26 protein-coding genes and 1 pseudogene are annotated in these 25,837 nt (G+C 56.4%); 9 read left to right on the top strand and 18 right to left on the bottom strand.

Annotation, left to right across the window (positions count from 1 at the left end; all coding sequences use genetic code 11):
* The first annotated feature begins 31 nt into the window (after positions 1-31).
* From nrfB to gltP, 6 genes and pseudogenes are all read left to right on the top strand, one after another.
* Entirely contained in the window at positions 32-595 is a 564-nt protein-coding gene (nrfB, locus tag OGW13_RS16910; protein WP_042999062.1) for a cytochrome c nitrite reductase pentaheme subunit, read from the top strand.
* Positions 592-1,263: a cytochrome c nitrite reductase Fe-S protein gene (nrfC, locus tag OGW13_RS16905; protein WP_042999063.1), complete on the top strand. Its 672-nt coding sequence runs from the start codon at positions 592-594 to the stop codon at positions 1,261-1,263. Before nrfB ends, nrfC begins: the two co-directional genes overlap by 4 nt.
* Positions 1,260-2,216: a cytochrome c nitrite reductase subunit NrfD gene (gene nrfD / locus OGW13_RS16900; protein ID WP_042999064.1), complete on the top strand. Its 957-nt coding sequence runs from the start codon at positions 1,260-1,262 to the stop codon at positions 2,214-2,216. Before nrfC ends, nrfD begins: the two co-directional genes overlap by 4 nt.
* A 26-nt stretch (positions 2,217-2,242) precedes the next feature.
* Positions 2,243-4,142: pseudogene (gene nrfF, locus OGW13_RS16895) on the top strand (heme lyase NrfEFG subunit NrfF).
* Entirely contained in the window at positions 4,129-4,737 is a 609-nt protein-coding gene (gene nrfG, locus OGW13_RS16890) for a heme lyase NrfEFG subunit NrfG (protein ID WP_044264103.1), read from the top strand. Before nrfF ends, nrfG begins: the two are co-directional and overlap by 14 nt.
* A 397-nt stretch (positions 4,738-5,134) precedes the next feature.
* Entirely contained in the window at positions 5,135-6,445 is a 1,311-nt protein-coding gene (gltP, locus tag OGW13_RS16885; RefSeq protein WP_042999068.1) for a glutamate/aspartate:proton symporter GltP, read from the top strand.
* Between the two features lie 97 nt (positions 6,446-6,542).
* On the opposite strand, the gene yjcO is transcribed toward gltP, so the two are convergent.
* Positions 6,543-7,232, bottom strand: coding sequence for a Sel1 family TPR-like repeat protein YjcO (gene yjcO / locus OGW13_RS16880; protein ID WP_042999069.1), 690 nt, complete (start codon positions 7,230-7,232; stop codon positions 6,543-6,545).
* A gap of 103 nt (positions 7,233-7,335) precedes the next feature.
* Entirely contained in the window at positions 7,336-9,483 is a 2,148-nt protein-coding gene (fdhF, locus tag OGW13_RS16875; protein ID WP_080343192.1) for a formate dehydrogenase subunit alpha, read from the bottom strand.
* A 277-nt stretch (positions 9,484-9,760) separates the two neighbouring features.
* On the opposite strand from fdhF, the gene yjdP reads away from it, so the two are divergent.
* Positions 9,761-10,096, top strand: a complete 336-nt coding sequence (yjdP, locus tag OGW13_RS16870; protein WP_042999071.1) for a DDRRRQL repeat protein YjdP — start codon at positions 9,761-9,763, stop codon at positions 10,094-10,096.
* On the opposite strand, the gene phnP is transcribed toward yjdP, so the two are convergent.
* The 16 genes from phnP to OGW13_RS16790 form a co-directional block, all read right to left on the bottom strand.
* Complete coding sequence (gene phnP / locus OGW13_RS16865; RefSeq protein WP_090050336.1) at positions 10,093-10,851, bottom strand: phosphonate metabolism protein PhnP; 759 nt, start codon at positions 10,849-10,851, stop codon at positions 10,093-10,095. The two genes, yjdP and phnP, sit on opposite strands and share 4 nt — an antisense overlap.
* 63 nt (positions 10,852-10,914) lie before the next feature.
* The gene (phnO, locus tag OGW13_RS16860) at positions 10,915-11,349 is read right to left on the bottom strand and encodes an aminoalkylphosphonate N-acetyltransferase (RefSeq protein WP_044257341.1); all 435 of its coding nucleotides are present in this window, start codon (positions 11,347-11,349) and stop codon (positions 10,915-10,917) included.
* Positions 11,336-11,890 carry a ribose 1,5-bisphosphokinase gene (gene phnN / locus OGW13_RS16855; RefSeq protein WP_130097436.1) on the bottom strand — a complete coding sequence of 185 codons (555 nt, stop codon included), beginning with the start codon at positions 11,888-11,890 and terminating at the stop codon, positions 11,336-11,338. Before phnN ends, phnO begins: the two co-directional genes overlap by 14 nt.
* 2 nt (positions 11,891-11,892) lie before the next feature.
* Positions 11,893-13,029 (bottom strand): alpha-D-ribose 1-methylphosphonate 5-triphosphate diphosphatase, encoded by a 1,137-nt coding sequence (gene phnM, locus OGW13_RS16850; protein ID WP_044328957.1) that lies wholly within the window; start codon positions 13,027-13,029, stop codon positions 11,893-11,895.
* Positions 13,026-13,712, bottom strand: a complete 687-nt coding sequence (phnL, locus tag OGW13_RS16845) for a phosphonate C-P lyase system protein PhnL (RefSeq protein ID WP_099433565.1) — start codon at positions 13,710-13,712, stop codon at positions 13,026-13,028. Before phnL ends, phnM begins: the two co-directional genes overlap by 4 nt.
* Before the next feature lie 72 nt (positions 13,713-13,784).
* On the bottom strand, positions 13,785-14,543 hold the full coding sequence (gene phnK / locus OGW13_RS16840) for a phosphonate C-P lyase system protein PhnK (protein WP_061069534.1): 759 nt from the start codon (positions 14,541-14,543) through the stop codon (positions 13,785-13,787).
* Positions 14,540-15,331, bottom strand: coding sequence for an alpha-D-ribose 1-methylphosphonate 5-phosphate C-P-lyase PhnJ (gene phnJ, locus OGW13_RS16835; protein ID WP_231622300.1), 792 nt, complete (start codon positions 15,329-15,331; stop codon positions 14,540-14,542). Before phnJ ends, phnK begins: the two co-directional genes overlap by 4 nt.
* Positions 15,332-15,377: 46 nt before the next feature.
* Positions 15,378-16,445: a carbon-phosphorus lyase complex subunit gene (locus OGW13_RS16830; protein WP_222167474.1), complete on the bottom strand. Its 1,068-nt coding sequence runs from the start codon at positions 16,443-16,445 to the stop codon at positions 15,378-15,380.
* Positions 16,445-17,029, bottom strand: coding sequence for a phosphonate C-P lyase system protein PhnH (phnH, locus tag OGW13_RS16825; protein ID WP_042999080.1), 585 nt, complete (start codon positions 17,027-17,029; stop codon positions 16,445-16,447). The genes OGW13_RS16830 and phnH overlap by 1 nt, the downstream gene beginning before the upstream one ends.
* Positions 17,026-17,478 carry a phosphonate C-P lyase system protein PhnG gene (phnG, locus tag OGW13_RS16820; RefSeq protein ID WP_044257329.1) on the bottom strand — a complete coding sequence of 151 codons (453 nt, stop codon included), beginning with the start codon at positions 17,476-17,478 and terminating at the stop codon, positions 17,026-17,028. Before phnG ends, phnH begins: the two co-directional genes overlap by 4 nt.
* On the bottom strand, positions 17,479-18,204 hold the full coding sequence (phnF, locus tag OGW13_RS16815) for a phosphonate metabolism transcriptional regulator PhnF (RefSeq protein ID WP_044257327.1): 726 nt from the start codon (positions 18,202-18,204) through the stop codon (positions 17,479-17,481).
* Between the two features lie 20 nt (positions 18,205-18,224).
* Positions 18,225-19,004 (bottom strand): phosphonate ABC transporter, permease protein PhnE, encoded by a 780-nt coding sequence (gene phnE, locus OGW13_RS16810; RefSeq protein ID WP_042999083.1) that lies wholly within the window; start codon positions 19,002-19,004, stop codon positions 18,225-18,227.
* 97 nt (positions 19,005-19,101) lie between these two features.
* Positions 19,102-20,118: a phosphonate ABC transporter substrate-binding protein gene (gene phnD, locus OGW13_RS16805; protein WP_042999084.1), complete on the bottom strand. Its 1,017-nt coding sequence runs from the start codon at positions 20,116-20,118 to the stop codon at positions 19,102-19,104.
* Positions 20,119-20,266: 148 nt separating this feature from the next.
* Positions 20,267-21,055, bottom strand: coding sequence for a phosphonate ABC transporter ATP-binding protein (gene phnC, locus OGW13_RS16800; protein WP_109739568.1), 789 nt, complete (start codon positions 21,053-21,055; stop codon positions 20,267-20,269).
* Positions 21,056-21,187: 132 nt separating this feature from the next.
* Positions 21,188-21,634 (bottom strand): VOC family metalloprotein YjdN, encoded by a 447-nt coding sequence (gene yjdN / locus OGW13_RS16795; RefSeq protein WP_044257322.1) that lies wholly within the window; start codon positions 21,632-21,634, stop codon positions 21,188-21,190.
* Positions 21,635-21,715: 81 nt separating this feature from the next.
* On the bottom strand, positions 21,716-22,051 hold the full coding sequence (locus tag OGW13_RS16790) for a zinc ribbon domain-containing protein YjdM (RefSeq protein ID WP_287116309.1): 336 nt from the start codon (positions 22,049-22,051) through the stop codon (positions 21,716-21,718).
* A gap of 529 nt (positions 22,052-22,580) precedes the next feature.
* Here OGW13_RS16790 and crfC point away from each other — a divergent pair.
* Together crfC and OGW13_RS16780 are read left to right on the top strand one after the other, a co-directional pair.
* Positions 22,581-24,935 carry a clamp-binding protein CrfC gene (gene crfC / locus OGW13_RS16785; RefSeq protein WP_042999088.1) on the top strand — a complete coding sequence of 785 codons (2,355 nt, stop codon included), beginning with the start codon at positions 22,581-22,583 and terminating at the stop codon, positions 24,933-24,935.
* Positions 24,932-25,822 (top strand): diguanylate cyclase regulator RdcB family protein, encoded by an 891-nt coding sequence (locus OGW13_RS16780; RefSeq protein WP_061069537.1) that lies wholly within the window; start codon positions 24,932-24,934, stop codon positions 25,820-25,822. The genes crfC and OGW13_RS16780 overlap by 4 nt, the downstream gene beginning before the upstream one ends.
* Positions 25,823-25,837 lie beyond the last annotated feature (15 nt).

Raw genomic sequence — 25,837 nt, 5'->3', positions numbered from 1 at the left:
CGCAAGGGGCGGATAACTCAACGGAGTGAATATGAGCGTATTACGTTCGTTATTAACTGCTGGGGTGCTGGCGTCAGGTCTGTTATGGAGCCTGAGTGGAATAACCGCCACGCCAACGCCGCAGGAATCGGAACGCTGGGAGGTGACGCCACAGCGTAGCCCGGATGCCGCGTGTCTGGACTGTCACAAGCCGGATACCGAAGGGATGCATGGTAAGCATGCGTCCGTGACCAATCCGAACAATAAACTGCCGGTCACCTGTACTAACTGTCATGGCAAGCCATCGCCTCAGCACCGTGAAGGGGCGAAGGATGTGATGCGCTTTAACGAGCCGATGTATAACGTGGAGCAGCAGAACAGCGTTTGTCTGTCCTGCCACTTGCCTGAACAGTTGCAAAAAGCGTTCTGGCCGCACGATGTCCACGTGACTAAAGTGGCCTGCGCCAGTTGTCATTCGCTGCATCCGAAGCAAGACACGATGCAGACGTTAAGCGATAAAGGACGAGTTAAGATTTGCGTCGATTGCCACAGCGATCAGCGTAACAACCCGAACTTTAATCCGGCGTCTGTGCCCTTGCTTAAGGAGCATCCATGAGTTGCTCTCGTCGCCAGTTCATCACCGGCGTCGGCGCGCTGGTGGCCGTCAGCGGTACTGCAGGACGCGTGGTGGCGAAAACGTTGAATATCAACGGCGTGCGATACGGCATGGTGCATGATGAATCATTATGCATCGGCTGTACCGCCTGTATGGATGCCTGTCGGGAAGTCAACAATGTGCCGGAAGGCGTGTCGCGACTGACCATCATTCGCAGCGAACCGCTGGGCACGTTTCCGGATGTGAAGTACCGCTTCTTCCGCCATTCGTGCCAGCACTGCGATCACGCGCCGTGCGTTGACGTCTGCCCGACCGGGGCGTCGTATCGCGATGCCGCGAATGGCATCGTGGATGTGAACCCGGATCTCTGCGTCGGCTGTCAGTACTGCATCGCCGCGTGTCCGTACCGCGTGCGCTTTATCCATCCGGTCACGAAAACAGCGGATAAATGCGATTTTTGCCGTAAAACCAATCTGAAAGCGGGCAAACTGCCTGCCTGCGTCGAGTCTTGCCCGACGAAGGCGCTGACGTTTGGTAATCTGGACGATCCTGACAGCGATATTTCCCGGCTGCTGCGGCAGAAAACCACCTATCGCTACAAGCTGGCGCTGGGTACCAAACCGAAGGTCTACCGCGTTCCCTTTAAATATGGGGAGGTGAGCCAATGACAAACGCATCTGCTTTCCACTTTGAATCGCTGGTGTGGGACTGGCCCATCGCCATCTATCTGTTTCTGATCGGCATCTCTGCCGGACTGGTGACGCTGTCAATCCTGCTGCGCCGTTACCATCCGGAGGCGGGGGGAGCGGACAGTACGCTGCTGCGCACCACGCTGGTCGTGGGGCCGGGGGCGATTATTCTCGGCCTGCTGATTCTGATCTTCCACCTGACGCGTCCCTGGACCTTCTGGAAGCTGATGTTCCACTATAGCTTTACGTCGGTGATGTCGATGGGGGTTCTGCTATTCCAGCTTTATATGGTGGTGCTGATTCTGTGGCTGGCCATCATCTTTCAAAAAGAGGTGATGGCTCTGCAACAGCGTTGGTTCCCCCGTCTGGGACTGGTGCAGAAAGTGTTGACGCTGTTAACGCCGTTCAACCGTGGACTCGAAACGCTAATGTTAGTACTGGCGGTGCTGCTGGGCGCCTACACCGGTTTCCTGCTTTCGGTACTGAAATCCTATCCGTTCCTGAATAACCCGATCCTGCCGGTGCTGTTCCTGTTTTCCGGGATCTCCTCCGGTGCGGCGGTGGCGCTGATTGCGATGGCATTACGTCAGCGTGGTAATCCGCACAGTACCGAGGCGCATTTTATTCACCGTGTGGAAACCCCGGTGGTGTGGCTGGAGATCTTCCTGCTGGCCGCCTTCTTTGTGGGGCTGGCTCTGGGCGATGACGGCAAAATGCGCGCGCTGTCGGCGGCACTGGGTGGTGGCTTCTGGACCTGGTGGTTCTGGCTCGGCGTCGCGGGGCTGGGACTGATCGTTCCAATGTTACTGAAACCCTGGGCCAACCGCGGTTCGACGTTTCATGGTGTGCTGGCGGTCTGTGGTGCCAGCCTGACGGGCGTGCTGTTACTGCGCTTTTTCATTCTTTATGCTGGACAGCTCACGGTTGCATAAGCATGGCTGTGAGGGAAAGGTGATTTCTGGACGTACTCCTTCCTGAAGCCGGTTTTCTGGCACTGTTATTCAGCCTCGGGGTCAACGTGTTGACCCCGCTTGCCGTACTGGCAGGTGAACGCCAGCGCTGGCAGAGCGTAATGCGTCTGGCGAGCGTGGGCGTCTGGGCGCAATTTGCGTGCCTGCTGCTCGCCTTCTTGATTCTGGTGTTTTGCTTTCTGACCAGCGATTTCTCCGTTATCTATGTGGCCCAACATAGTCACAGCCTGTTGTCGTGGGGACTCAAGCTGGCGTCGTTGCTGCGCGGTGATTTCACGACGTTGACCGCCTGGGTGTGCTGGCGCTGGGCGCTGCCCGGTTGGTGTGCGCTGACGCTTGGCATCATTCTCGGTTCATGGTGGGCCTATTGCGAACTGGGGTGGGGCGGCTGGTGGTTCTGGGACCCGGTGGAAAACGCGTCTTTATTACCCTGGCTTTCTGCCAGTGCGCTGCTGCACAGCCTGTATGTGTCGCGTGAACGCGGCATTTTTCGCCACTGGTCGCTACTGCTGGCCATTGTTACGCTTATCCTCTCTTTGCTGGGCACGCTGATTGTCCGTTCCGGTATTCTCGTTTCTGTACACGCTTTTGCGCTGGATAATGTGCGCGCCGTGCCGCTGTTTGCCCTCTTTGCCATTCTGAGTCTGGCCGCGCTCGGCTTGTACGGCTGGCGCGCGCGGGCTAACCAACAGGCCGTTCGTCTGAGCGGCTGGTCACGCGAAATGCTGATTCTGGCAGCGCTGCTGCTCTTTTGCGCGGTGCTGCTGATCGTACTGATTGGAACGCTCTACCCGATGATTTATGGCCTGCTGGGCTGGGGGCGACTCTCCGTTGGCGCGCCCTATTTTAACCGCGCCACCTTGCCGTTTGGCTTGCTGATGTTGGTGGTAATCGTGACAGCGATGGTCAGAAGCCGGAAGAGGGCCGTACACCGCCAGCTTCCGGCGCTGCTGGCGCACGCAGGTGTGCTGGTTTTTGCCGCGGGGATCCTCTTCTCCAGCGGCAGTCGTCAGGAGGTAAGCCTTAACCTGAGCCCAGGTCAGCAGGTTGAACTGGCGGGTTACACCTTCCGCTTTGAACGGCTGGATCTGGCCGCGAAAGGGAACTACACCACCGAAAAGGCGCTTATTACGCTGTGGCAGGGCGAGAAACGAATAGGTAGCCTGACGCCCGAGCGGCGCTTTTATTCCGCCCGTCGCCAGCAAATGATGGAACCTGGCATGCACTGGGATCTGCTTCATGACTGGTATGCGGTGATGGGTGAAAAAACGGGCGAGGAGCGGTATGCCCTGCGCCTGTATGTGCAAAGCGGCGTGCGCTGGATTTGGGGCGGGGGGCTGTTGATGATTGCCGGGGCGCTGCTCAGCGGCTGGCGTGGGAGAAAGCGCGATGCGTAATGAACCGCGGTTTTTGTCGGGGGGATTGCCGGATGGCGGCGCATGGTTTAAGCACGGCGCAGGCCTGATAAGCGCAGCGTCATCAGGCACCATCATTGCGTTTATCTTACTGCTGGTTATCTCCTTTTCCGCTCACGCTCAGGTGGTTGATACCTGGGCTTTTGAGAACCCACAGCAGCAGGAAAAGGCGTTGTCGATTGCCAGCCAGCTTCGCTGTCCGCAGTGCCAGAATCAAAACTTGCTGGAATCCAATGCGCCGGTTGCGGTCAGCATGCGCCACCAGGTCTATACGATGGTGGCAGAAGGGAAAGATGAAGCTGAAATCACCGCCTGGATGACTGCGCGGTACGGTGATTTTGTCCGCTATAACCCGCCGCTCACCGGGCAGACGCTGCTGCTGTGGGCATTGCCGTGCCTGCTGTTGCTGCTGGTTGGAGGGATTTTGTGGCGCGTCAGCAGGCGAAAAGGGGGCAACGATGAGACAACCTGAACCGTCACGCCCGATGCCTGTCAGACGACTGACTCTGGCGGCAGTGCTGATGGTCATCGTCTGTCTGTGCGGCTATCTGCTGTCGCCGAAATGGCAGGCCGTGCGAGACGAACAACGACGACTGGCCGATCCGCTGCATGAATTCGCAGAAACCGCGACGCCGGAGGCCAAACTGATAGCCCTGCAAAAACAGATTCGCGCCAACCCACAGGACAGCGAAAAGTGGGCGCTCCTCGGCGAGTATTATCTGTGGCGCAATGATTACGATAATGCGCTGCTGGCTTATGATCAGGCGCTGCGTAACCGTGGAGAGAATGCGGAGATCTATTCGGCGCTGGCGACCGTGCTCTACTACCAGGCCGGGCAGCACATGACGCCGGCGACCCGCGAGATGATTGATAAGGCGCTGGCGCTGGATGCCGGGGAAGTGACTGCGCTGATGCTACTGGCGTCGGATGCATTTATGCAGGCGGATTACAAACAGGCGATTTTGCAGTGGCAAAAAGTCCTGGATTTGAATTCGCCGCGGGTGAATCGTGCGCAGCTGATAGACTCGATAAATATGGCAAAGTTATTACAGAACCGACAGAAATAGATTTGTGTTTTTGCGCGATTTATCTGTTTAAAAAACAGGCAAATGAACCTCGCCGCCAAAATAATTCACGACAGTTATAATTCAAAAACGCAGATTTAAAAATCTTTCCATAACAAATAGTTATGCAATATAAACCCGATAAATTCGCGTTATTATGCAATATTTCAGCGAAAAGCCCTGTTCTTAAAGGGTTGCGCAAGATGCCCTGCAAATGGTACTGATTATACACCCGTCATACTTCAAGCTGCAGGTGTGTTGGCTTCCTGCAACTCGGACTATTTAGGGTATAGCGTTAAAAAACTCTACTAACCAACGCAACACAATTCATACCCTTTCAGTATGTATCCATTCCTGCGCGATGAACAGGAGTGGCGTTCCATTGAGGAAGTTCGTCGTTATGAAAAGTTTTAAACTCAGTCTGGCCTGGCAGATCCTGATTGCCATGGTGCTGGGCATTTTACTCGGCAGTTATCTGCATTATCACAGCGACAGCCGCGAGTGGCTGATTGCAAACCTGCTCTCTCCGGCAGGGGATATCTTTATCCATCTGATTAAAATGATCGTCGTGCCGATTGTGATCTCCACGCTGATTGTCGGGATTGCCGGTGTCGGCGATGCGAAACAACTGGGACGTATCGGCGCGAAAACCATTCTCTATTTCGAAGTGATCACGACGATTGCCATTATCCTCGGGATTACGCTGGCGAACGTCTTCCAGCCGGGTTCCGGCATTGATATGTCGCAACTGGCGACCGTGGACATTTCGAAATACCAGAACACGACGGCAGAGGTGCAGAGCCACGCGCATGGCCTGATGGGCACCATTCTGTCGCTGGTCCCGACAAACATCGTTGCTTCGATGGCGAAAGGCGACATGCTGCCAATCATCTTCTTCTCGGTGCTGTTTGGTCTGGGGCTTTCCTCGCTACCGGCAACGCATCGTGAGCCGCTGGTGACGGTGTTCCGCTCCATTTCCGAAACCATGTTTAAAGTGACGCACATGGTCATGCGCTATGCACCCGTCGGGGTATTCGCGCTGATCGCCGTGACCGTGGCGAACTTCGGTTTTGCCTCGCTGTGGCCGTTGGCGAAGCTGGTGCTGTTGGTTCACTTCGCGATCCTGTTCTTCGCGCTGGTGGTGCTGGGTATCGTCGCGCGTATTTGCGGACTGAGTATCTGGATCCTGATCCGCATTCTGAAAGATGAATTGATTCTGGCGTACTCCACCGCCAGCTCTGAAAGCGTACTGCCGCGAATTATCGAGAAGATGGAAGCCTACGGCGCGCCAGCCTCGATCACCAGTTTTGTGGTGCCGACCGGCTACTCGTTTAACCTCGATGGCTCGACCCTGTACCAGAGTATTGCGGCGATCTTCATCGCGCAGTTGTACGGTATCGACCTGTCGCTGTGGCAGGAAATCGTGCTGGTGCTGACGCTGATGGTGACATCGAAAGGGATTGCTGGCGTGCCGGGCGTCTCCTTCGTGGTATTGCTGGCAACGCTTGGTAGCGTGGGCATCCCGCTGGAAGGCCTGGCCTTTATCGCCGGTGTCGACCGTATTCTCGACATGGCGCGTACGGCGCTGAACGTGGTGGGGAATGCGCTGGCGGTACTGGTGATTGCCAAATGGGAACACAAGTTTGATCGCAAAAAAGCGCTGGCGTATGAGCGCGAAGTACTGGGGAAATTCGATAAGACTGCCCAGTAACGGTAAACGGTCTGCCGGATGGCGCTGCGCCTTATCCGGCCTACGAGTCGACATCGCTTGTAGGCCTGATAAGCAAAGCGCCATCAGGTAATCTGAGTCAGCCGTTCGTTAATCGGTCAAACTCTTCGCAGCCGGTATCGAATCCTTCGGTACAGCTCAGATTCAACCAGTGCAGCGCCTTCTGTTTATTCTTCTCAATAAAGCCCTGTTCGCCGTTCAGAAACATCATTCCCGCCCAGTATTCGGAATACCCGGTGCGAGAGATGGCGGAACTGCGTTTGAAGTACCAGGTCGCTTTATCATCATCAGCCTGAATCCCGACACCGTTGGCGTAAATCAAACCGAGCAGCATCTGCGCATCTACGGCCACATCACTCTCCAGATTTTCAGAGGCGTTTTGCAGCAGGGAGATGGCTTTGGGGTAATCGGTTTTACCGGCCTGCGTATTCACCAGAATGCGTGCCAGCGTAATTTCGCCCGCTTTACTGCCCGCCCGGGCGGCCTTCTCCGCCAGCATTTTTGCTTCCGGGTAATCCAGACTGACCGGATTAGTGATTTTAATCTGCGCCAGCAGCGCACAGGCGTCCGCATCGCCATTGTCGGCGGATTTCTGTGCCCAGTATTCGGCTTTGCTTAAATCGCCGAAGCTAAACCAGCTGTCAGCAAGGTAATATTGCGCGCGTTTGTCACCTGCCTCTGCGGCCTGCAAATACTGGCTTCCAGGCTCAGGATCGGCAGCACGGGCAAAGAATGTCATCAATAACATCAATGCAAGAAGTGGTTTCATTATTAAGTTTTAATTAGGGTACGGAATGGACAGTATAAAGAGATCGTATGGATAAAAAAACAGCCTCCAGGGTGGAGGCTGTTGAGATGCATCAACGTTGTGGTTAGCCCATTGCGGTTTCGCGCAGGCGAGCCTTCAGCTTGTTGTATTCATCAATCACGTACTGCTCGGCGGCGGACTGATTGGCAATCGGCTCCACGCGCACGGCGCAATACTTGTACTCTGGCGTTTTGGTAATCGGGCTTAAGTTCTCGGTCACCAGCTCGTTACAGGCACCAATCCACCACTGGTAGGTCATATAGATAGCCCCTTTGTTCGGGCGCTCGCTGACCTGCGCGCGGGTGATAATTTTGCCTTTACGTGAGTGAACCCACACCAGTGCTTCATCTTCAATGCCCAGACGCGCCGCATCGGCCGCGTTGATTTGCGCATAGCCGGGTTCATCCGCCAGCGCGGCCAGGGCCGCACAGTTACCGGTCATCGAACGACAGGAGTAGTGGCCGACTTCACGCACCGTCGACAGTACCATCGGGTACTCGTCGGTGAGTTTATCGATCGGCGCAACCCAGTCGCAGGTGAAGAACTGTGCCATGCCGTTCGGGGTATCAAACTTCTCTTTAAAGAGGTATGAGGTCCCCTGATCGGCGTCTGACGTGTCGCGGCAAGGCCACTGGATGTAGCCCAGTTCGCCCATCTTCTCGTAAGTCGCCCCGTAGAAATCCGGGCACAGATGACGCAACTCATCCCAGATCTCCTGGGTGTTGTTGTAGTGCATCGGATACCCCATCCGGGTGGCGATCTCACTGATGATTTGCCAGTCGGTTTTCAGATCCCACTTCGGCTCAACGGCTTTAAAGAAGCGCTGGAAACCACGGTCAGCAGCGGTAAAGACCCCTTCATGCTCGCCCCACGACGTCGACGGTAAAATGACATCTGCCGCCGATGCGGTTTTGGTCATAAAGATGTCCTGCACGATGACCAGTTCCAGATCCTCAAAGCCTTTGCGCACAGCGGAGAGTTCCGCATCCGTTTGCAACGGATCTTCGCCCATAATGTACGCCGCACGCACTTCGCCATGCGCCGCACGGTGCGGCAGCTCGCTGATGCGATAGCCAGTGTGCGCAGGCAGGCTGTCCACGCCCCAGGCTTTGGCGAATTTCTCGCGGTTAGCCGGATCTTTCACATACTGATAGCCCGGATAGGTATCCGGCAGCGCACCCATATCGCACGCGCCCTGAACGTTGTTCTGGCCACGTACCGGGTTAACGCCCACGCTGGGCTTACCGAGGTTGCCGGTCAGCATCGCGAGGCTGGTCAGTGAACGCACGGTTTCTACACCCTGATAGAACTGGGTGACGCCCATGCCCCACAGGATGGTCGCGCTTTTCGCACCGGCATACATCCGCGCCGCCTGACGAATTTCACTCGCGCTAACGCCGGTTATCTCCTCGACGGACTCCGGCGTATAGCCTTCGACAATCTTGCGGTACTCTTCAAAACCTTCCGTACGGGAGGCGACAAACGCCTGGTCGTACAGATTTTCTTCAATAATGACATGGCCCATCGCGTTCAACAGTGCGATATTCGAGCCGTTTCGCAGTGCGATGTGCATGTCGGCAATGCGCGCGGTTTCAATTTTGCGCGGATCGCAGACGATAATTTTCGCCCCGTTACGTTTAGCGTTAATCACGTGATTCGCCACAATCGGGTGGGAATCCGCCGGGTTGTAACCGAAGATAAACACTAAATCGGTGTTATCAATTTCGTTAATGGCATTGCTCATTGCGCCGTTACCGACCGACTGGTGCAGACCTGCAACCGATGGGCCGTGTCAGACGCGAGCGCAGCAGTCAACGTTATTGGTACCAATAACGGCGCGCGCAAATTTTTGCATGATGTAGTTGGTTTCATTCCCGGTGCCGCGCGACGAGCCGGTCGTCTGGATGGCATCAGGGCCGTATTTCGCTTTAATGGCGCTCAGGCGTTCGGCGACGTAATTCAGCGCTTCATCCCAGGAAACTGATTCCAGTTTGCCGCCACGCTGGCGACGAATCATAGGCGTTTTCAGGCGTGGGGTCAGGATCTGGGTATCGTTAATAAAATCCCAGCCGTAATAGCCCTTCAGACACAGAGTACCCTGATTGGTTTTCCCCTGCGCCGCCTCAGCCCGGACGATTTTGCCGTTATCGACCACCAGGTTTATCTTGCAACCTGATGCGCAATACGGGCAAACCGTGACGACTTTTTTCATCGGTCTCGCTCCAGTTAATCAAATCGCGCATACACGCTTGTCGACCTGAGTATGCATCTTTTATGCCACATTTTAATTGGGGGCTTTCCCTGATATTACGGATAATTTTTGGACAAAACCCTGACGAAAAACAGGCTGTCGTCATATTTGACGTGACGATTTGGCGTTGTGCCGACGGAGGCTGTAACGGAACCCGATACGAAATTGAGATTCCTCCGCTACTCGTCGCACAGGGCGATAACTAACGTAGAAACCGTCCCCTTTTGAGGCTGGTTCTATGAAACGCACCCTGACACTCTTTTTATTCAGCCTGCTGTCGCTGGCTACCGTGCCGGCACAGGCCGATATCATTGATGATGCTATCGGCAACATTCAGCAGGCGATCAACGATGCTTATAAGCCTGACAGCGATAGCGGGCGGGATTACGAGGATTCGCGCGACGACAGGTGGCAGAACGAAATGAGCGACGATCGCCGCAGACAATATGATGATCGCCGGCGTCAGTTTGAGGATCGCAGACGGCAGCTTGATGAACGTCAGCGCCAGCTCGATCGTGAACGCCGCCAACTGGAAGATGAAGAAAGCCGAATGGAAGAGGATTACGGGCGTTAATCGACCATAATCTGCATCCCGTCATAGCCTGCTTCAAATCCGTCCGGGAGCGGATTATCCATCAGCCAGACATCGAACGCGTGGCTGATATGCGTGAGGATCACCTGCGGGCAGCGAATCACTTCATTAAGCGCAATGACCGTATTTAAATCACAGTGATTGCGCGGCGGTTGGGGACGTGGCGGATGGCTACAGTCGATGACGATAACTTGTGGCTGATTGTTGAGCAGAAAGGTGAGCGTTTTATCGGGCAGTCCGGCGGTGTCAGACAGCCATGCCACGCGGCTGTGCGCTGTCTCCAGAAGATAACCCAACGTCAGCTTTGAGTGATTCAGCGGTAGCGGTGTGACCTGCAATCCTTGTAACTCAAACACCACAAACGGCTCGACGGTGTGGCTAAAGTCGAGAATGCCGGGATGCTTAAACAGATCGTCGCACCCCTGTTCGTCCGGCGGGCCGTACACCGGGATGGACGCCCCGACGCCCCAGCGTAGCGGAAACAATCCCTGTACGTGATCCATATGATAATGGGTGAGTAAAAACTGTCGAAAGCTGCCCGCCGGCCAGTCGTCCATCAGGTGCGGTATGCCCGCATCCAGCAGCGTCACCGTATCGTTGAATTTGATCACGCCGCTACACGGGCGTCGGCGATACGGTTCCTGCAGGCGTGCGCGGCGACAGGCTGCACAATCGCAGCCAAACACGGGTACCCCTTGCGCACCGCCGGTGCCGCTTAGCGTGATGCTCAGACTCATCGTGATTCCCCTTGTCGTATCGTGCCGGATGGCGACGCGAGCGGCTTATCCGGCCTACGTACCTCACAATGCTTTTGTGAAGCGAAAATGACTTTGTTCGTAGCCTTCGCGCCGATAAAAACGGTGGGCGTCATGACGCTTCACGCTGGTGGACAGCTCTGTCATCTCTGCGCCTGCCTCGCGGGCTTCCTGTTCTGCCCATGCCAGTAACTGGCTACCGATTTTCAGACCCCGCGCCTGCGGCATCACCACCAGTTCCTGAATCTCGCCAATCCAGTTGGCGTGGTGTAAATGATACTGCAGATGCAGGCCAATGAGTCCAACCGCCTGGCCCTCAAGCAGCGCCAACTGATAACGCAGTCGGTCATCCTGCAAATTGGCGGTGAATCCGGCGCAAAAGGTCGGGTAATCAAACTGGGCTTGCTTCAGTTCGCAGATGAGCGCGTACACGGCCCCGGCGTCTTGTCCGGTGGCGCGACGAAGTTCACAGGCAGACATGGCGTGGCTCCTTGCGTCCCATTAACGTTAACAGCGAATCGACGGACTGGTGCAAACTGCCGTCGTTATTGAGCGTATGGCAGCCAAACGGGGCGTAGCGGGCGGCGCGTTCGAGACGCGCGGCAATCTCGGGTTCGCTTTCCCTCCCGCGCGCCTGTAAGCGCTGGCGCAAAATCGTAGGGGAGACCTGCAAGCAGACCGGCAGCAGCGCCGTGCCGTAGCGCGCCTGCGCCTGGGGTAGATGCGCGCGTGAGCCGTTGACCACCACGTCGAAGCCGCCGTTAAGCCAGAGATCGATCTCCACGCCGACGCCATAATAAAAGCCGTTAGCATGCCAGCTTAGCGCCAGCAGGTTATGCCCGGCGCGGGTGAAAAACTCTTGCTCGCTCAGGGCGACATGATTTTCGTTCCCGGCATTCGCCGCGCGAGTAATATAACGGTGCGCCACCAGCAGATGCGCATGTTCTTGCTGACGGAGTGCGGTCAGCAGACTGTCCTTCCCGGAGCCGGACGGCCCCATCAGCCAGATCAGTTTTCCCATACTCAGAACACCCTCTTTCCCTGGCGCCAGACGTGGTCGATGTGGATGTGATCGCCTTTACGGTGCGCCAGTACCAGATCGGCGCGCTTACCTTCGGCGATCACGCCGCGATCGCGGAGACTGAGCGCCCGCGCCGGGTTGGCGGTCACCAGGCGGATCGCCTGCGGCAGGGTGAAACGGTTAGCCGCGTCGTCTGCGACGCGAAACGCGGCATCCAGCAGGCTGGCGGGGTAGTAATCTGACGAGAGGATATCCAGCAACCCCAATTCTGCCAGCGTGTGCGCCGCGACGTTGCCGGAATGAGAGCCACCGCGCACAATGTTCGGTGCGCCCATCAGTACGTTCATGCCGTGCTGGCGCGAGGCTTCTGCGGCTTCGAACGTGGTGGGAAATTCGGCGATCACGCTGCCAAGCTGGTGGGATTCCTGCACATGCCCGGAGGTGGCGTCATCATGGCTTGCCAGTGCAATGTTGCGCTCGCGGCACAGTTGCGCGATGGCAGTCCGGTTGGGCTGCGACCAGCGAGCCGCCAGGGCCAGTTGTTCCTCTTCGTAACGCGTCATTTGTTCATCGGTCAGCGAATATTTACCCTGATAATATTCACGATACTTCTCGCGGTTGGCGAACTGACGCTGGCCCGGCGAGTGATCCATCAGCGAAACCAGCGTAACCGGTTCGCGGCTGACCAGCTTCTCGAACAGCGGCAGCGTGGTGTGGTGCGGCAGTTCGCAGCGCAGATGCAGGCGATGCTCGGCGCGGTTCACCCCACGCTTTTGCGTCTCCTCCACGGCGTTAATCATTTTCTCCAGGTTTTCCAGACGATCGCCGCCGTCGCGGACATCGCCAATCGCCACCGCGTCCAGCACGGTGGTGATACCGCTGGCGACCATCAGCGCGTCGTGGCTGCTCATTGCGGAATGGGCGGGCCAGTCCACTTTCGGCCGTGGGGTAAAGAATTTGTCGAGATTATCGGTGTGCAACTCAATCAGCCCCGGCAGCAGCCAGCCGCCTTCTCCGTCCAGCGCTTGCGGAAGACGGCTCTGACTTTGCGCAAACGCGCGAATCACGCCATCCTGCATTTCCAGCGATCCCTGCACCACTTCATCTTCCAGCACCAGCTTTACATTATTGATAATCATGGTGTTGTTCCCATCAGGTGCAAACGATCCGCTACGCGGTCGCGCACAGTTTGATCGTGAAAAATGCCGACAATGGCCGCACCGCGCGCTTTCGCCTCTTCAATCAGCGCCACCACGGCGGCACTGTTTCTGGCATCCAGCGACGCGGTCGGTTCGTCGAGTAACAGAATCGGATAATCGACGATAAATCCGCGCGCGATGTTCACGCGCTGTTGTTCACCGCCGGAAAAGGTTGATGGGGCGAGGTGCCACAAGCGTTCCGGCACGTTCAGACGGGTCAACAGGCTTGCGGCTTTGGCGGCGCACGCCTCGCGCGGTACGCCGAGATCCAGCAGCGGCTGCATTACCACATCCAGCGCGGAGATCCGTGGGATCACCCGCAGAAACTGGCTCACCCAACCGATCGTGGCGCGGCGGACTTCCCGCACTTTGCGCGCCGGAACGTGCACCAGATCGACCCATTCGTCGTGATGGCGAATGTGAATATGCCCCTCATCGGGCAGATAATTGGCATACAGCGAACGCAGCAGCGTCGATTTTCCGCTGCCGGAATGGCCATATAGAACGACGCATTCACCGTTTTTGACTTCCAGCGAGGCATTTTGCAGCACCGGCAGGCGCACGCCGTTTTGCTGGTGGAGCACAAAGGTTTTACTGACGTTTTCAACGCGGATCGCGTTCATTTTTAGCCTCTTTAAGCATTTGTGCATTCGATTGCCGGATAAGGCGTAGCCGCCACCCGGCAAAACAAAAAATCAGTTCTGCAATACGGACGACACCAGCAACTGGGTATACGGATGATGTGGATCGTCGAGCACGCGGTCGGTTAATCCACTTTCCACCACCTGACCCTGTTTCATCACCAGCAGACGGTCTGCCAACAGGCGCGCCACGCCTAAATCGTGAGTGACAATCACCACCGCCAGATCCAGTTCCACCACCAGCCCGCGCAGCAGATCCAACAGTTTCGCCTGGACGGAGACGTCGAGACCGCCGGTCGGCTCATCCATAAATACCAGCTTCGGGTGAGTGACGAGGTTGCGGGCGATCTGCAGACGCTGCTGCATGCCGCCGGAAAAGGTGGTCGGTAGATCGTCGATACGAGAGGCCGGAATTTCGACCTCCTCCAGCCAGCGCTGGGCGGTGGCGCGGATCTCGCCATAGTGGCGTGCGCCGGTCGCCATCAGGCGTTCGCCGATATTACCGCCCGCCGAGACCTGACGACGCAGGCCATCCAACGGGTGCTGATGTACCACGCCCCATTCAGTGCGCAACAGCCGGCGGCGGTCGGCTTCGCTCATGGCGTACAGTGAACGGTTCTGGTACTGAATCTCGCCCGACTGCGGCGTCAGGCGCGAGGAGAGGGATTTCAGCAGGGTGGTTTTGCCGGAACCGGACTCCCCGACAATGCCCAGCACTTCGCCAGGCCACAGGTCAAAGGAGACATCGCTGAAGCCTTTGCCCGGCGCGTAGAGATGGGTCAGGTTATTAACCGAAAGCAACGGTTGCGTCATTGGCTGAGTGCCTCGCTCTGTTGGCGGCAGTAGTCGGTGTCGGAGCAGACAAACATGCGTTTGCCGGTGTCATCGAGCACCACTTCATCAAGATAACTGCGCGTTGAACCGCAGATGGCGCAGGGCTCATCCCAGGTCTGTACGGTGAACGGATGATCGTCGAAATCGAGACTTTCCACGCGGGTATACGGCGGTACGGCATAGATGCGTTTTTCGCGTCCCGCGCCAAACAACTGAAGGGCGGGCATCATGTCCATCTTCGGGTTGTCGAATTTCGGGATCGGCGACGGGTCCATCACATAGCGTCCGTTGACTTTCACTGGGTAGGCGTAAGTGGTGGCGATATGGCCGAAGCGGGCGATATCTTCATACAGCTTCACCTGCATGATCCCGTACTCCTCCAGCGCATGCATAGTGCGGGTTTCCGTTTCGCGAGGTTCGATAAAACGCAGCGGTTCAGGGATCGGCACCTGGAAGATCAGGATCTGATCTTCCGTCAGCGGCGTTTCCGGGATCCGGTGACGGGTCTGGATTAACGTGGCGTCTTCCGTGCGCTCGGTGGTATTGACTCCGGTGACGCGCTTGAAGAAGTTGCGGATCGATACCGCGTTGGTGGTGTCATCTGCGCCCTGATCGATAACCTTCAGCACGTCCGGTTCACCAATCACGCTGGCGGTAATCTGGATCCCACCGGTTCCCCAGCCGTAAGGCATCGGCATTTCGCGGCCACCGAATGGCACCTGATAGCCGGGGATCGCCACCGCTTTGAGGATCGCGCGACGGATCATGCGTTTGGTTTGCTCATCCAGATAAGCAAAGTTGTAGCCGAAGAGGTTAGTGGTCACGGGCGGCCTCCTGTTGCAGGCGTTTGAGCAGTTCCAGCTCGGCCTGGAAATCGACGTAGTGGGGGAGCTTGAGGTGCGAAACAAAACCCGCCGCCTCGACGTTATCCGCGTGCGCCAGCACGAACTCTTCGTCCTGCGCCGGTCCTGTGACCGTTTCATCGTAGTCGGGTGCCTGTAAGGCTCTGTCCACCAGCGCCATTGCCATCGCTTTGCGTTCGCTCATGCCGAACACCAGTCCGTAGCCGCGGGTAAAGTGAGGCGCATCGTTGTCCGGGGCGACAAAGCCGTTGACCATTTCACATTCGGTCATCAGCACTTCGCCGACGTTGACCGCAAATCCCAGCTCTTCCGGTACCGTTTCCAGCGCAACGTACCCACTACGGATTTCGGCTGCGAAGGGGTGATTGCGCCCGTAGCCGCGTTGGGTGGAGTAGGCCAGCGCCAGCAGATAGCCCTCATCGCCGCGCATCAGCTGTTGCAGGCGTGACGCACGGGAGCAGGGGTAAACCGGCGGCGTGCGGGTGATGTCATCCGGCGTGGCGCCGTTATCTTCTTCGGGCTTCGCCAGCCCTTGATTCGCCAGCAGCGAAAAGACGTGCGGGGCGGCGTCCTGTGTACTTTCTGTAGTCCGCAGCGGCGGCGTTTCGCCATTCGCCAGCAGCGTAAAATCGAGCAGACGATGGGTGTAGTCGTAGGTTGGTCCTAACAGCTGTCCGCCCGGAATATCCTTATAGACTGCTGAGATACGGCGTTCCAGGCGCATTTCCCCACTGTTCAGCGGTTCGCTTACCGCCAGCTTTGCCAGCGTGGTGCGGTAAGCACGCAGCAGAAAGATGGCTTCGACGTTATCGCCGCTGGCCTGCTTGAGCGCCAGCGCCGCCAGTTCGCGATCGGCAATACCGCCTTCGGTCATGACGCGATCAACAGCCAGATGCATCTGTTGTTCGATCTGCGCCACGCTCAGTTCGGCAACGGTATCGTCGCCCCGGCGTCGCTGCTCCTGTAACGCATGGGCGTTGGCTATCGCCTTCTCGCCCCCTTTGACGGCTACGTACATCAGCACACCTCCACATGGGTGGTTCTCGGGATAGCCAGCAGCCGTTCGCCGCAGGTAAGGATGAGGTCAACGCCCAGCGGGAACGGATGCGGACGTTCGGTGAGTTCGTGGATCAGGCAGTCTGGTAACTGCGGTGCGATCATTCGCTCTTCGGCGATACCAGCCCCGGTCAGGCGTAACATCCGCCCACCACTCAGACTGGAAACCTGTACGATGAGCGTGGCACTGTTTTCTGGCGCGACCGCAGAACCGGCAGAAAGCGCATTAAGCTGTTCGCTGCTGATGCGCTCGTCGGCTACGGCATAGGCCGCCAGTTGGGGTTGTTCGACCATCGGAGCATTGGTGTGAAAACGCAGGTTCTGGCTGGCGATGTCGTTATTCATCGCAGGCGACAGCCACACCGGCGTATCGCCGTCGACTAACGTCAGCAGGACGCTGGTGGTCGCCAGATTCAACGGCTGCCAGCCGTGTTTCAATTGATGTAAGGCAACAATCACCCCCGGTTCGCTCATCGCTTTCAGCAGACGGCGAAAGCTTTGTTGGGCGTCCTGGACGGGCAGGGTAAAGGCGGTCTGTAGGGTCATTCGTTATCTCCGCGCACCAGCGTAAAGAAGTCGACCCGGCTGGCGTTGACCTCGGCGCGACGGGCGGTGATTTCCGCATCGCGTTCTGCTTCCAGCGGGCGAATTAAGGTTTCCATCAGGTTCTGGAAATGTGTCTGTTCCTGCAGTAAAGCGTCGATAACGGCGCACTGCTCGGCGTGGCGTTTGTTGCGTCCCAGCAGGTAGCTGTAACCCAGCGTGCCGCTTTTCAGGCGAACCACCGCGCGGGTCAGCGTGGTGTCTCCGGCAAAGAAACGGTTGCCGGTGCCGCCCATGCGCGCCTGAATTTGCATCAGTCCGCATTCCGGGGGGCGAATCAGTTCATATTCCGGTGCCAGCTTTAACGCCTGGAGTCGCGCATTCAGGGCATCGGCCTTGCTGTAAGCCAGCGCGCGCATCCAGCGCTGGCGGGTGGCGGTATCGAAATGCATTCAGTGCTCCATAGTGAATTCGATCATGTCGGCGCGGGTCAGGCTGACGGAATACTCCATCGCACGTTCCTCGCCTTCACGGTGGTTCAGGGTGCGCACGCAGAGCAGCGGCGCCATGTTGGGGATTTCCAGCACCTTGCTCTCTTTCGCCTGCGCACGCCGGGCGCTGATGCGCGTCTGGGTGCGCTTGAGCGTCAGGCCGGACTGTTCGCGCAAATAGTCGTGCAGCGAGCCGTGGTTAAAACCCTGCAGCAGCGGCCAGAGGGTCAGGTCGGAAAAGTAATGGTCAATCAGACACAGGGCGATGCCGTTTACCCGCCGCAAGGTGCGCAAGTGGATGACGTTATCGCCTTCCTGCACGCTGAGCGCATCGGCAACGTGACGGGAGGCCGGGCGCAGTACCGCCAGCCGTTTTTCGCTGGTGGGATGACTTCCCTGATCCAACAGGTTCTGACTGAAGCGTGCCTGGGCGTTAAGCGGATAATCGAACGGGCGCATCAGCACCAGTACGCCGACGCCCTGACGACGCTGGACCCAGCCGCGTTCCACCAACTGGTCGATGGCGCGGCGCAGGGTGTGGCGATTAACCTCATAACGCGCGGCAAGCTGATGCTCGGCGGGCAGATAGTCGCCGCAGCGGTAATGTTGACGTAGCTCCTGCTCAAGTCTCGCGGCAATCTCCTGATAACGCGTCGGATAACTGGTCGGATGTGTAGACAAGTGCATAGCAATCAATGCCTCGCTAATCAGATAAAGTGCTTACGTAAACGCTGGGAGAGAAAATCCAGCAGGCTGACGGTCACAATGATTAACACCATCAGGGCGCAGGTTTGCTGGAACTGGAAACCGCGAATTGCCTCCCACAACGTGACGCCAATGCCGCCTGCGCCCACCATCCCGACGACAGTTGCTGAACGGACGTTGGATTCAAAGCGGTACAGCGAGTAGGAGATCAGCAGCGGCATCACCTGGGGCAGTACACCGTAAAGAATTTCTTCAATTTTGTTAGCGCCAGTGGCGCGAATGCCTTCAACCGGACCGGGTTCAATGGCTTCCACCGCTTCGGACAGCAGCTTGGAGAGCACGCCGGTGGTATGGATAAACAGCGCCATGACGCCCGCAAACGGACCGAGGCCGACAGCGACCACAAATAGCATCGCAAACACCATTTCGTTAATGGCGCGGCAGGCATCCATCAGACGGCGCATCGGCTGGTAGATCCACCAGGGCACGAGGTTGTCGGCGCACATCAGGCCGAAAGGAATGGAGAGGATCACGGCCAGCGCGGTTCCCCAGACGGCGATTTGCAGGGTCACCGCCATTTCGCCGAGGTAGTCCTGCCACTGGCTAAAGTCCGGCGGAAAGAAGTCGGCGGCAAACGTCGCCATGTTGGCGGAATCCTGAATCAGCGTGAGCGGGGCCATTTCGGCGCCTTTCCACGACACGACCAGCACGGCGAGCAGAATGGCCCAACTGACGAGCGAGAACCAACTGCGCTTTGGCGGGGCAACGGTGATGGTTTGCATGTTTAGCTCCGTGCGTACGTTATTGGCGGAAGGCGGCTCCGCCTTATCCGGCCTACGTTTGTAGGCCCGGTAAGTGAAGCGCCAGCGGGCGTCAGGTTTACTGCACCGCTTTGGTGACGCTGGTCATGGCGCTCAGCGCCGCAGTCAGACGGTCAAGATCGTCCAGTTGCGCTTTAATCGCAGACGATTTGCTGGTCTTCTCTTCAGCGTTCAGTCCTTTGTTGTCCTTCACGCCCTGCATCTCTTTAAACAGGGCGAGCTGGCGAATCGGCACCAGTTGCAGGTCGCTGGAGGCGCGGAACGGCGCCCAACCCAGGCGTTCCAGTACGGTTTTTTCTTCCGGAGTTTTGCCGTAGTTCATGAAGAAGTCGTACACCTTGTCCTTGGTGGCTTCAGAGAGGTTCTTACGCCAGACAATCGGATCGCCTGGGATCAGCGGCGACTTCCAGATAACCTTCAGCGCTTTCAGCTTGTCCGGCGCGGACGTTTTCAGCTTATCGAGGTTCTCGGTGTTGTTGGTGGCGACATCCACCTGCTTGTTGGCGACCGCAAGGGCGTTAGTTTCATGACCGGCGTTGACGGTGCGTTTGAAGTCGCTGGCGGCGATATTGTTTTTCGCGAAGACGTAATAGCCAGGGACGAGATAGCCGGAGGTAGAGTTAGGATCGCCATTACCAAAGGTGAGATCTTTGCGTTTGGCGATCAGATCGTCGAGGTTGTTGATCGGGCTGTCCTTGTTGACGATCAGCACGCTCCAGTAACCCGGCGATCCATCGGCGGCGACGGTCTGGGCAAAGACCTGGCCGTTGGCGCGATCCACGGCTTCCATTGCTGACAGGTTACCGTACCAGGCGATGTCGACTTTATTAAAGCGCATACCCTGGATGATCCCGGCGTAGTCCGGCGCGAAGAAAGCGTTCACTTTCACGCCCAGTTTCTTCTCCATATCCTTCAGGAACGGATCCCATTGAGGTTTCAGGTTTTGCTGTGATTCGGTCGAAATAATGCCAAAGTTCAGCGCTTTTTCCTGCTCTTCGGCAAAGGCGGGACTGAGCAGAGTACTGACGCTGAACATGCTGGTAAACGCCAGCGCGGCAACGGCCTTGTAATTCATGTTTTATCCTCACGTTGTTCCAGGCTATTTCACTTGCCAGCCTGAGTTCGGGCAGTGCTCAACATCCTCACGTACTATGTGTACGCTCCGTTTTTCCGCGCTGGCCGCCTCCAGTCTGTCTGCGTCAATAACGCCTGGTCTTTTTGAATTAAGCAGCCTGCGCGTTCTGTTCGACGCGGTTCATGCTGCGGTAGAGATGGTCAAATCTTTCGTTATCAAAGAGCTGGCTGCTGCCGTCGTAGAAAACGTGTCCCTGACGCAACGCGACAATCCGTTCGCAGTAGCGCAGGGCGTAATCCACCTGATGCAGCGTGACGACGACGGTAATACCGTCGGTCTGGTTGATGTCGCGCAGGGTGTCCATCACGATGCGCGCGGATTCCGGGTCCAGTGAGGCAATCGGCTCGTCGGCGAGGATCACTTTGGCCTGTTGCATCAGCGCCCGGGCAATGGCCACGCGCTGCTGCTGACCACCGGAGAGCGTAGAGACGCGCTGGTACGCAAAGTGCGCCATCCCGACGCGAGTCAGTGCCTGGAGCGCGCGCTGTTTCTGCGCTGCGCTAAACCAGCTAAAACAGGTGCGCCAGAACGGCGTGCTGCCGAGCGCGCCAATCAGCACGTTCTCCAGCACCGTCAGGCGATTCACCAGATTGAACTGTTGGAAGATGTAACCGGTATGCGTGCGGCTTTTGCGGATATCGCGCGCCAGTCGACCTTCGTGTTGAACGGTGCGACCGAGGAGTTCGACGCGGCTACCTGCTGATTTATCGCCGGTAATCAAACCGCTGAGATGACGTAAAAGGGTTGATTTGCCGGAACCCGACGGCCCCAGCAGAGCGACCATTTCACCGGCACAGATGTTCAGATCAACCGCATGCAGCGCCTGATGCTGATTGAACGTTTTGGAGAGTTTTTCGACGCGAATGATCGTTTCCATGATGCGGCCTCTCTAAAAAAAGTGGCCCTATCGTGGCGGATCAATATGACGTTTGGGTTAAGGGGACGTTACCTGCCGATGAAGAGTTAAGGTGAGTTTGATGACAGAACGGGAGGCATGCCTCCCGTGAGGTTACTCGGTTGGCTGGGGTTGTTTGACGACGTTGATCATCCACGGTACGCCGTAGCGATCGCTGACTTTGCCAAAGCCATGCGCCCAGAAGGTTTCCTGCCAGTCCATTTCGATTTGACCCTCTGCGGCGAGATTGTCAAACCATTGCTTCCCTTCGTTGACATTTTGCGTGTCGAGGACCAGCGTGAAACCTGAATAGTGAGCGTTTCCTGTAGGAATGCTATCGCTCATCATGATGTCGCTATTGGCAATGCGCACGTTGGCATGAGCGATAGCGGTATCGGGGAATGTCATTCCGGACGGGCATCCGTCTTCGCTGTCCTGCGCCGGTTTGGGCATTTCACCGAAGCTGATTTTATAAAGGAGTTCTGCACCCAGCGTCTTTTGATAGTACGCGATGGCGTCGGCACAGTTTCCGGCAAAAGAGATGTAGGGACTTAACGACATAATCTTTACCTCAGGTAAGAGAAGCCAGTTAAGTGTAGTTATCGCAGGCCCGGTAAGCGAAGCGCCACCGGGCAATTTACATCAGTTCTTTTTCACGAATTCTGATTTCAGCTTCATCGGACCAAAGCCATCAATTTTGCAATCGATGTTGTGGTCGCCTTCCACCAGACGAATGTTTTTTACTTTCGTGCCGATTTTCAGCATTGAAAAGCTGCCTTTGACTTTCAGATCTTTCACGACGGTGACGCTGTCGCCGTCAGCCAGCAGATTGCCGTTGGCATCTTTAACGATCAGTTCGTCGCTGTCATGCGCTGGTTCTGCATCGTTCCATTCATGGGCGCATTCCGGGCAGATGTACATGCCGTTATCTTCGTAAGTGTATTCGGAGTTGCATTGTGGGCAGTGGGGTAATGACATGTCGATTTCCTCAAAAGTCAGCAAGGGCAAAAGCGCCCAAAAAATGGCAGATTGCCGAAAAAGGACGCAATTATACACAAAATCCTTAACGTTGTCGGGACTACTCTGTTTTTAAGGTAAATACCGTACTGTGACCCAACCTGTCTGCCAGACAGAAAAAAAGCGCTATTATTTTTAAGGGAAATTGCTACCGTTTGTTATTTGAGATAAGGTGACGAGAAATATTCTAACTAATTGGCTGAGCGAGTTTTACTTAGGGTTCGTTTACCTCACCTTGCCCCTTATTTCTGGTAGGTAAAATTAACCAAAATTGGCCTGGGTTTTTATAAATCTGAACTACGATTTTTTACTTTCTTATGCCACTGAGTGTTATTCAAAAAAATAGCAATTAAAATAATAAATTCATTGATATCAATAGATTAATTAATAAATTCTTTTTTCCATACGTAATTATTAAAGCCGAGAATTCACTAATAAACGAAACGGCTAAATAAAAGCAATAAAAATTTGCGTTAAGGAAACATTTTTTATGTACACACAGACAATATATGAATTGAGCCAGGAAGCGGAACGCTTGCTGATGCTCTCTTTAGAGCATCTTAAGACCGTAAAAAAAATGCCAACGGCCACTCTGGAGAGCACTTCATCATTAAAAAGTGAGGACGATCTCAACGTTCAGCCCATGCATTTCAGTACCCGGGGTGTCGAGGCCCAGCAGGCCACGCTGAACAATGAGTTGCGAAAAATCTCGCGACTGGAAATGGTGCTGGCGATCGTCGGCACCATGAAAGCGGGAAAATCGACGACGATCAATGCGATTGTCGGCACGGAGGTGCTGCCCAATCGCAACCGTCCAATGACCGCGCTGCCGACACTCATTCGCCATACGCCTGGTCAGAAAGAACCGGTGCTGCATTTTTCCCACGTTGCGCCCATCGATGCGCTGATGAAGACCCTGCAAGAGAGCATGCGCGCCTGCGATCGGCAGAATCTGACGCAGGTGCTGGAAATTGATAAAGACATGAACGGCCTCATGCAGCGCATCGAAAGAGGGGAAGCGTTTGAGCGCCATTATCTTGGTGCACAGCCGATCTTTCACTGCCTGAAAAGCCTTAACGATTTGGTGCGCCTGTCGAAAGCGCTGGAGGTCGATTTTCCCTTTTCTGCCTATGCGGCGATTGAACATATTCCGGTGATTGAGGTGGAGTTTGTGCACCTGGCGGGGCTGGAGAACTATCCGGGTCAACTGACGTTACTGGACACACCCGGGCCAAATGAAGCCGGGCAGCCGCATCTGCAAAAAATGCTCAATGAGCAACTGGCTCGCGCCTCCGCCGTTCTGGCGGTGATGGACTATACGCAGTTGAAATCGATTTCCGATGAAGAGGTGCGTCAGGCCATTGCCGCAGTGGGAAAATCGGTGCCGTTGTATGCGTTGGTGAATAAATTCGACCAGAAAGATCGCAACAGCGATGATGAAGAACAGGTGAGGGCGTTGATTTCCGGTACCCTGATGAAGGGTTGTATTAACCCGGCGCAGATTTATCCGGTCTCCTCGATGTGGGGATATCTGGCCAATCGGGCACGCCATGAGCTGGCAAACCACGGTCATCTGCCGGATCACGAAGAGCAGCGCTGGGTACAGGACTTTGCTGAAGCCGCGCTCGGTCGGCGCTGGCGAAGCGCCGATCTGGATGATATCGAACACCTGCGTCATGCGGCGGATTTGCTGTGGGAAGATTCGTTGTTTGAACAGCCGATTCAGACCTTAATTCATGCCGCCTATGCCAATGCGTCGCTGTATGCGCTGCGTTCCGCCTCGCATAAATTGTTGAATTACGCCCACAGCGCCCGCGAATATCTGGATTTCCGCTATCACTGTCTGACGGTGGCCTTTGACACGCTGCAGCAAAATATCATGCGTCTGGAAGCGGACATGCAGCAACTGAAAGTGAGCCAGGACAGCGTCAGCGACGAGATCCGCCATGAGGTCGGGCTGGCGCTGACGTCGGCCAACGACTTTCTCAACCAGCAGCAGGCCACGATCTTGCGCAACATCGGGACTTTTTTCAGCCGTGAACAGATCCTGAAATTGTCGTGTGGCGATAGCTGGTCGCCGCTGCCGCAGGCGGAGCTTGACGGAGAGGTGTTGGTGCTGCATGACGAAGCGCAGGCGCAGGTGATCCTCAGTAAACTACGTTCCACCTGTGAGGGCGTCCTGCTGGCGGCGCAGGAAAACATCAGCCGCGACCTGGCGATGCGTTTTGAACAACTGGAAGCCACGCTCAGCCGGTCACTGAATGAGGCGATGCGCCCTATCGAAATGCGGGTGAAAGAGGAGTTGAGTCATGCGGGGTTTCGCCCCCGAATCAGCTTTCCGGCCTTTCACGCCTCCATGTTTAACTTCACGACGCGCCAGTTATTCAGCGAGGCGATTGCCCAGCAGGACCGCGTCGAAAGTGACGAACCTCGCGTGAGTGGGGTGCGTGAAACCTTCTCTCGTTGGCTGAATCAGCCGAACTGGGGCTGGAATGATTATGTCGAAGCGAAGACACGCTATCTGATTGATATTAATGCGCTGCACCAGAGTCTGGCAGAGTACGTCAGCCACTTCTGCCAACAAATTCGTAAAGCTTTAGCCGCGCAGGTCGATGTTTCAGTTACGGCAGGTATGGCAACGTTTTTTGCCGATTTCTCATTGTGCCTGGCGGGATTACAGGAGAGCCTGCGCGAGAGTTTGCTGGTTCGTCAGCAGAATGAATCAGCTGTTCAGAGTCTGAGTCAGCAGTTGCAGCACAGTATTGCCACCACCGCCTGGATCTATGAAGACTCTCGCCTGCTCCGTGACGACATTCAAACCCTTTTTGTGGCCGAACACACATGACAAACGCGTTACTGGAAGGCCCCGGACGGACGCTGGAGTGTATCCACCCGAAGTTTATGGTCGATCTGGTTCAGGGAGAAGAACCGAAACGGGCTGACGGCACATTGCAACAGCAGCAGTTTCGCGAGCGCCTGACGCAGGAGATTCTGTCCCAGACGCAGTTGCGGGCGTGGGCGATGGCCGGGATGTTCAGCGAGCATCTGATGATGCGCCTGAAGCTGGTGGAAAAGCTGGCGGGTATGCTCGATCCGGGGCATCTGGCGCTGACGCGGATCGCTGCGCGACTTCAGGTCCTTCAACAGACGGATCTCTCTCGCGGACCGTCCGTCCCAGGACTGGTTCAGCAACTTACCACCCTCAGCGAGTGGTTTCGCCAGCGCAGTGCCTGGAAGGAGAAGGCGCTGAGCCAGCGTGGTCTCACGGTTCAGGCCGGGGAACACAGTGAACAGGTATTTACCCGATGGCTGGCGGGGGCGTATGAAGGATGGTCGCTGCCGGGGCGGTGTTTTATTGCGCTCGAAGAGTTGCGTTGGGGACCGTTTGGCGATGCCTGTCGTCTGGCGAATCCTGACGTGGCAGCGATGCTGAAAGATAATCTCCGGGCGATGGCGACAAACTATCTGGCCCACAGTATCAATGCCGCACCGACGACGCGTCACTATTATCATCAGTGGTTGAGTACCACCGCGACCGCCGGTTCAGGTGAGTACAGCGACATGCTGAGCTGGTTGGGAGATTGGTGTGAGGCGGATAAACATCCGGTGTGCTGGTCTGTGACGCAGCGCTGGCAGCCGGTTGCGTTGGGTATGCCGCGACTCTGTTCGGCAAAGCGACTGGTGGATGCGATGGTTGAAGAGGTGTTTCCACCCTCTCCCCTCAGGTTTTGAGAGGAGAGGGCTGAT

This window comes from Citrobacter sp. Ca225 (assembly GCF_030337175.1).
Classification (GTDB): Bacteria; Pseudomonadota; Gammaproteobacteria; order Enterobacterales; family Enterobacteriaceae; genus Citrobacter_A; species Citrobacter_A amalonaticus.
This window is presented reverse-complemented; position numbering and strand designations above follow the sequence as displayed.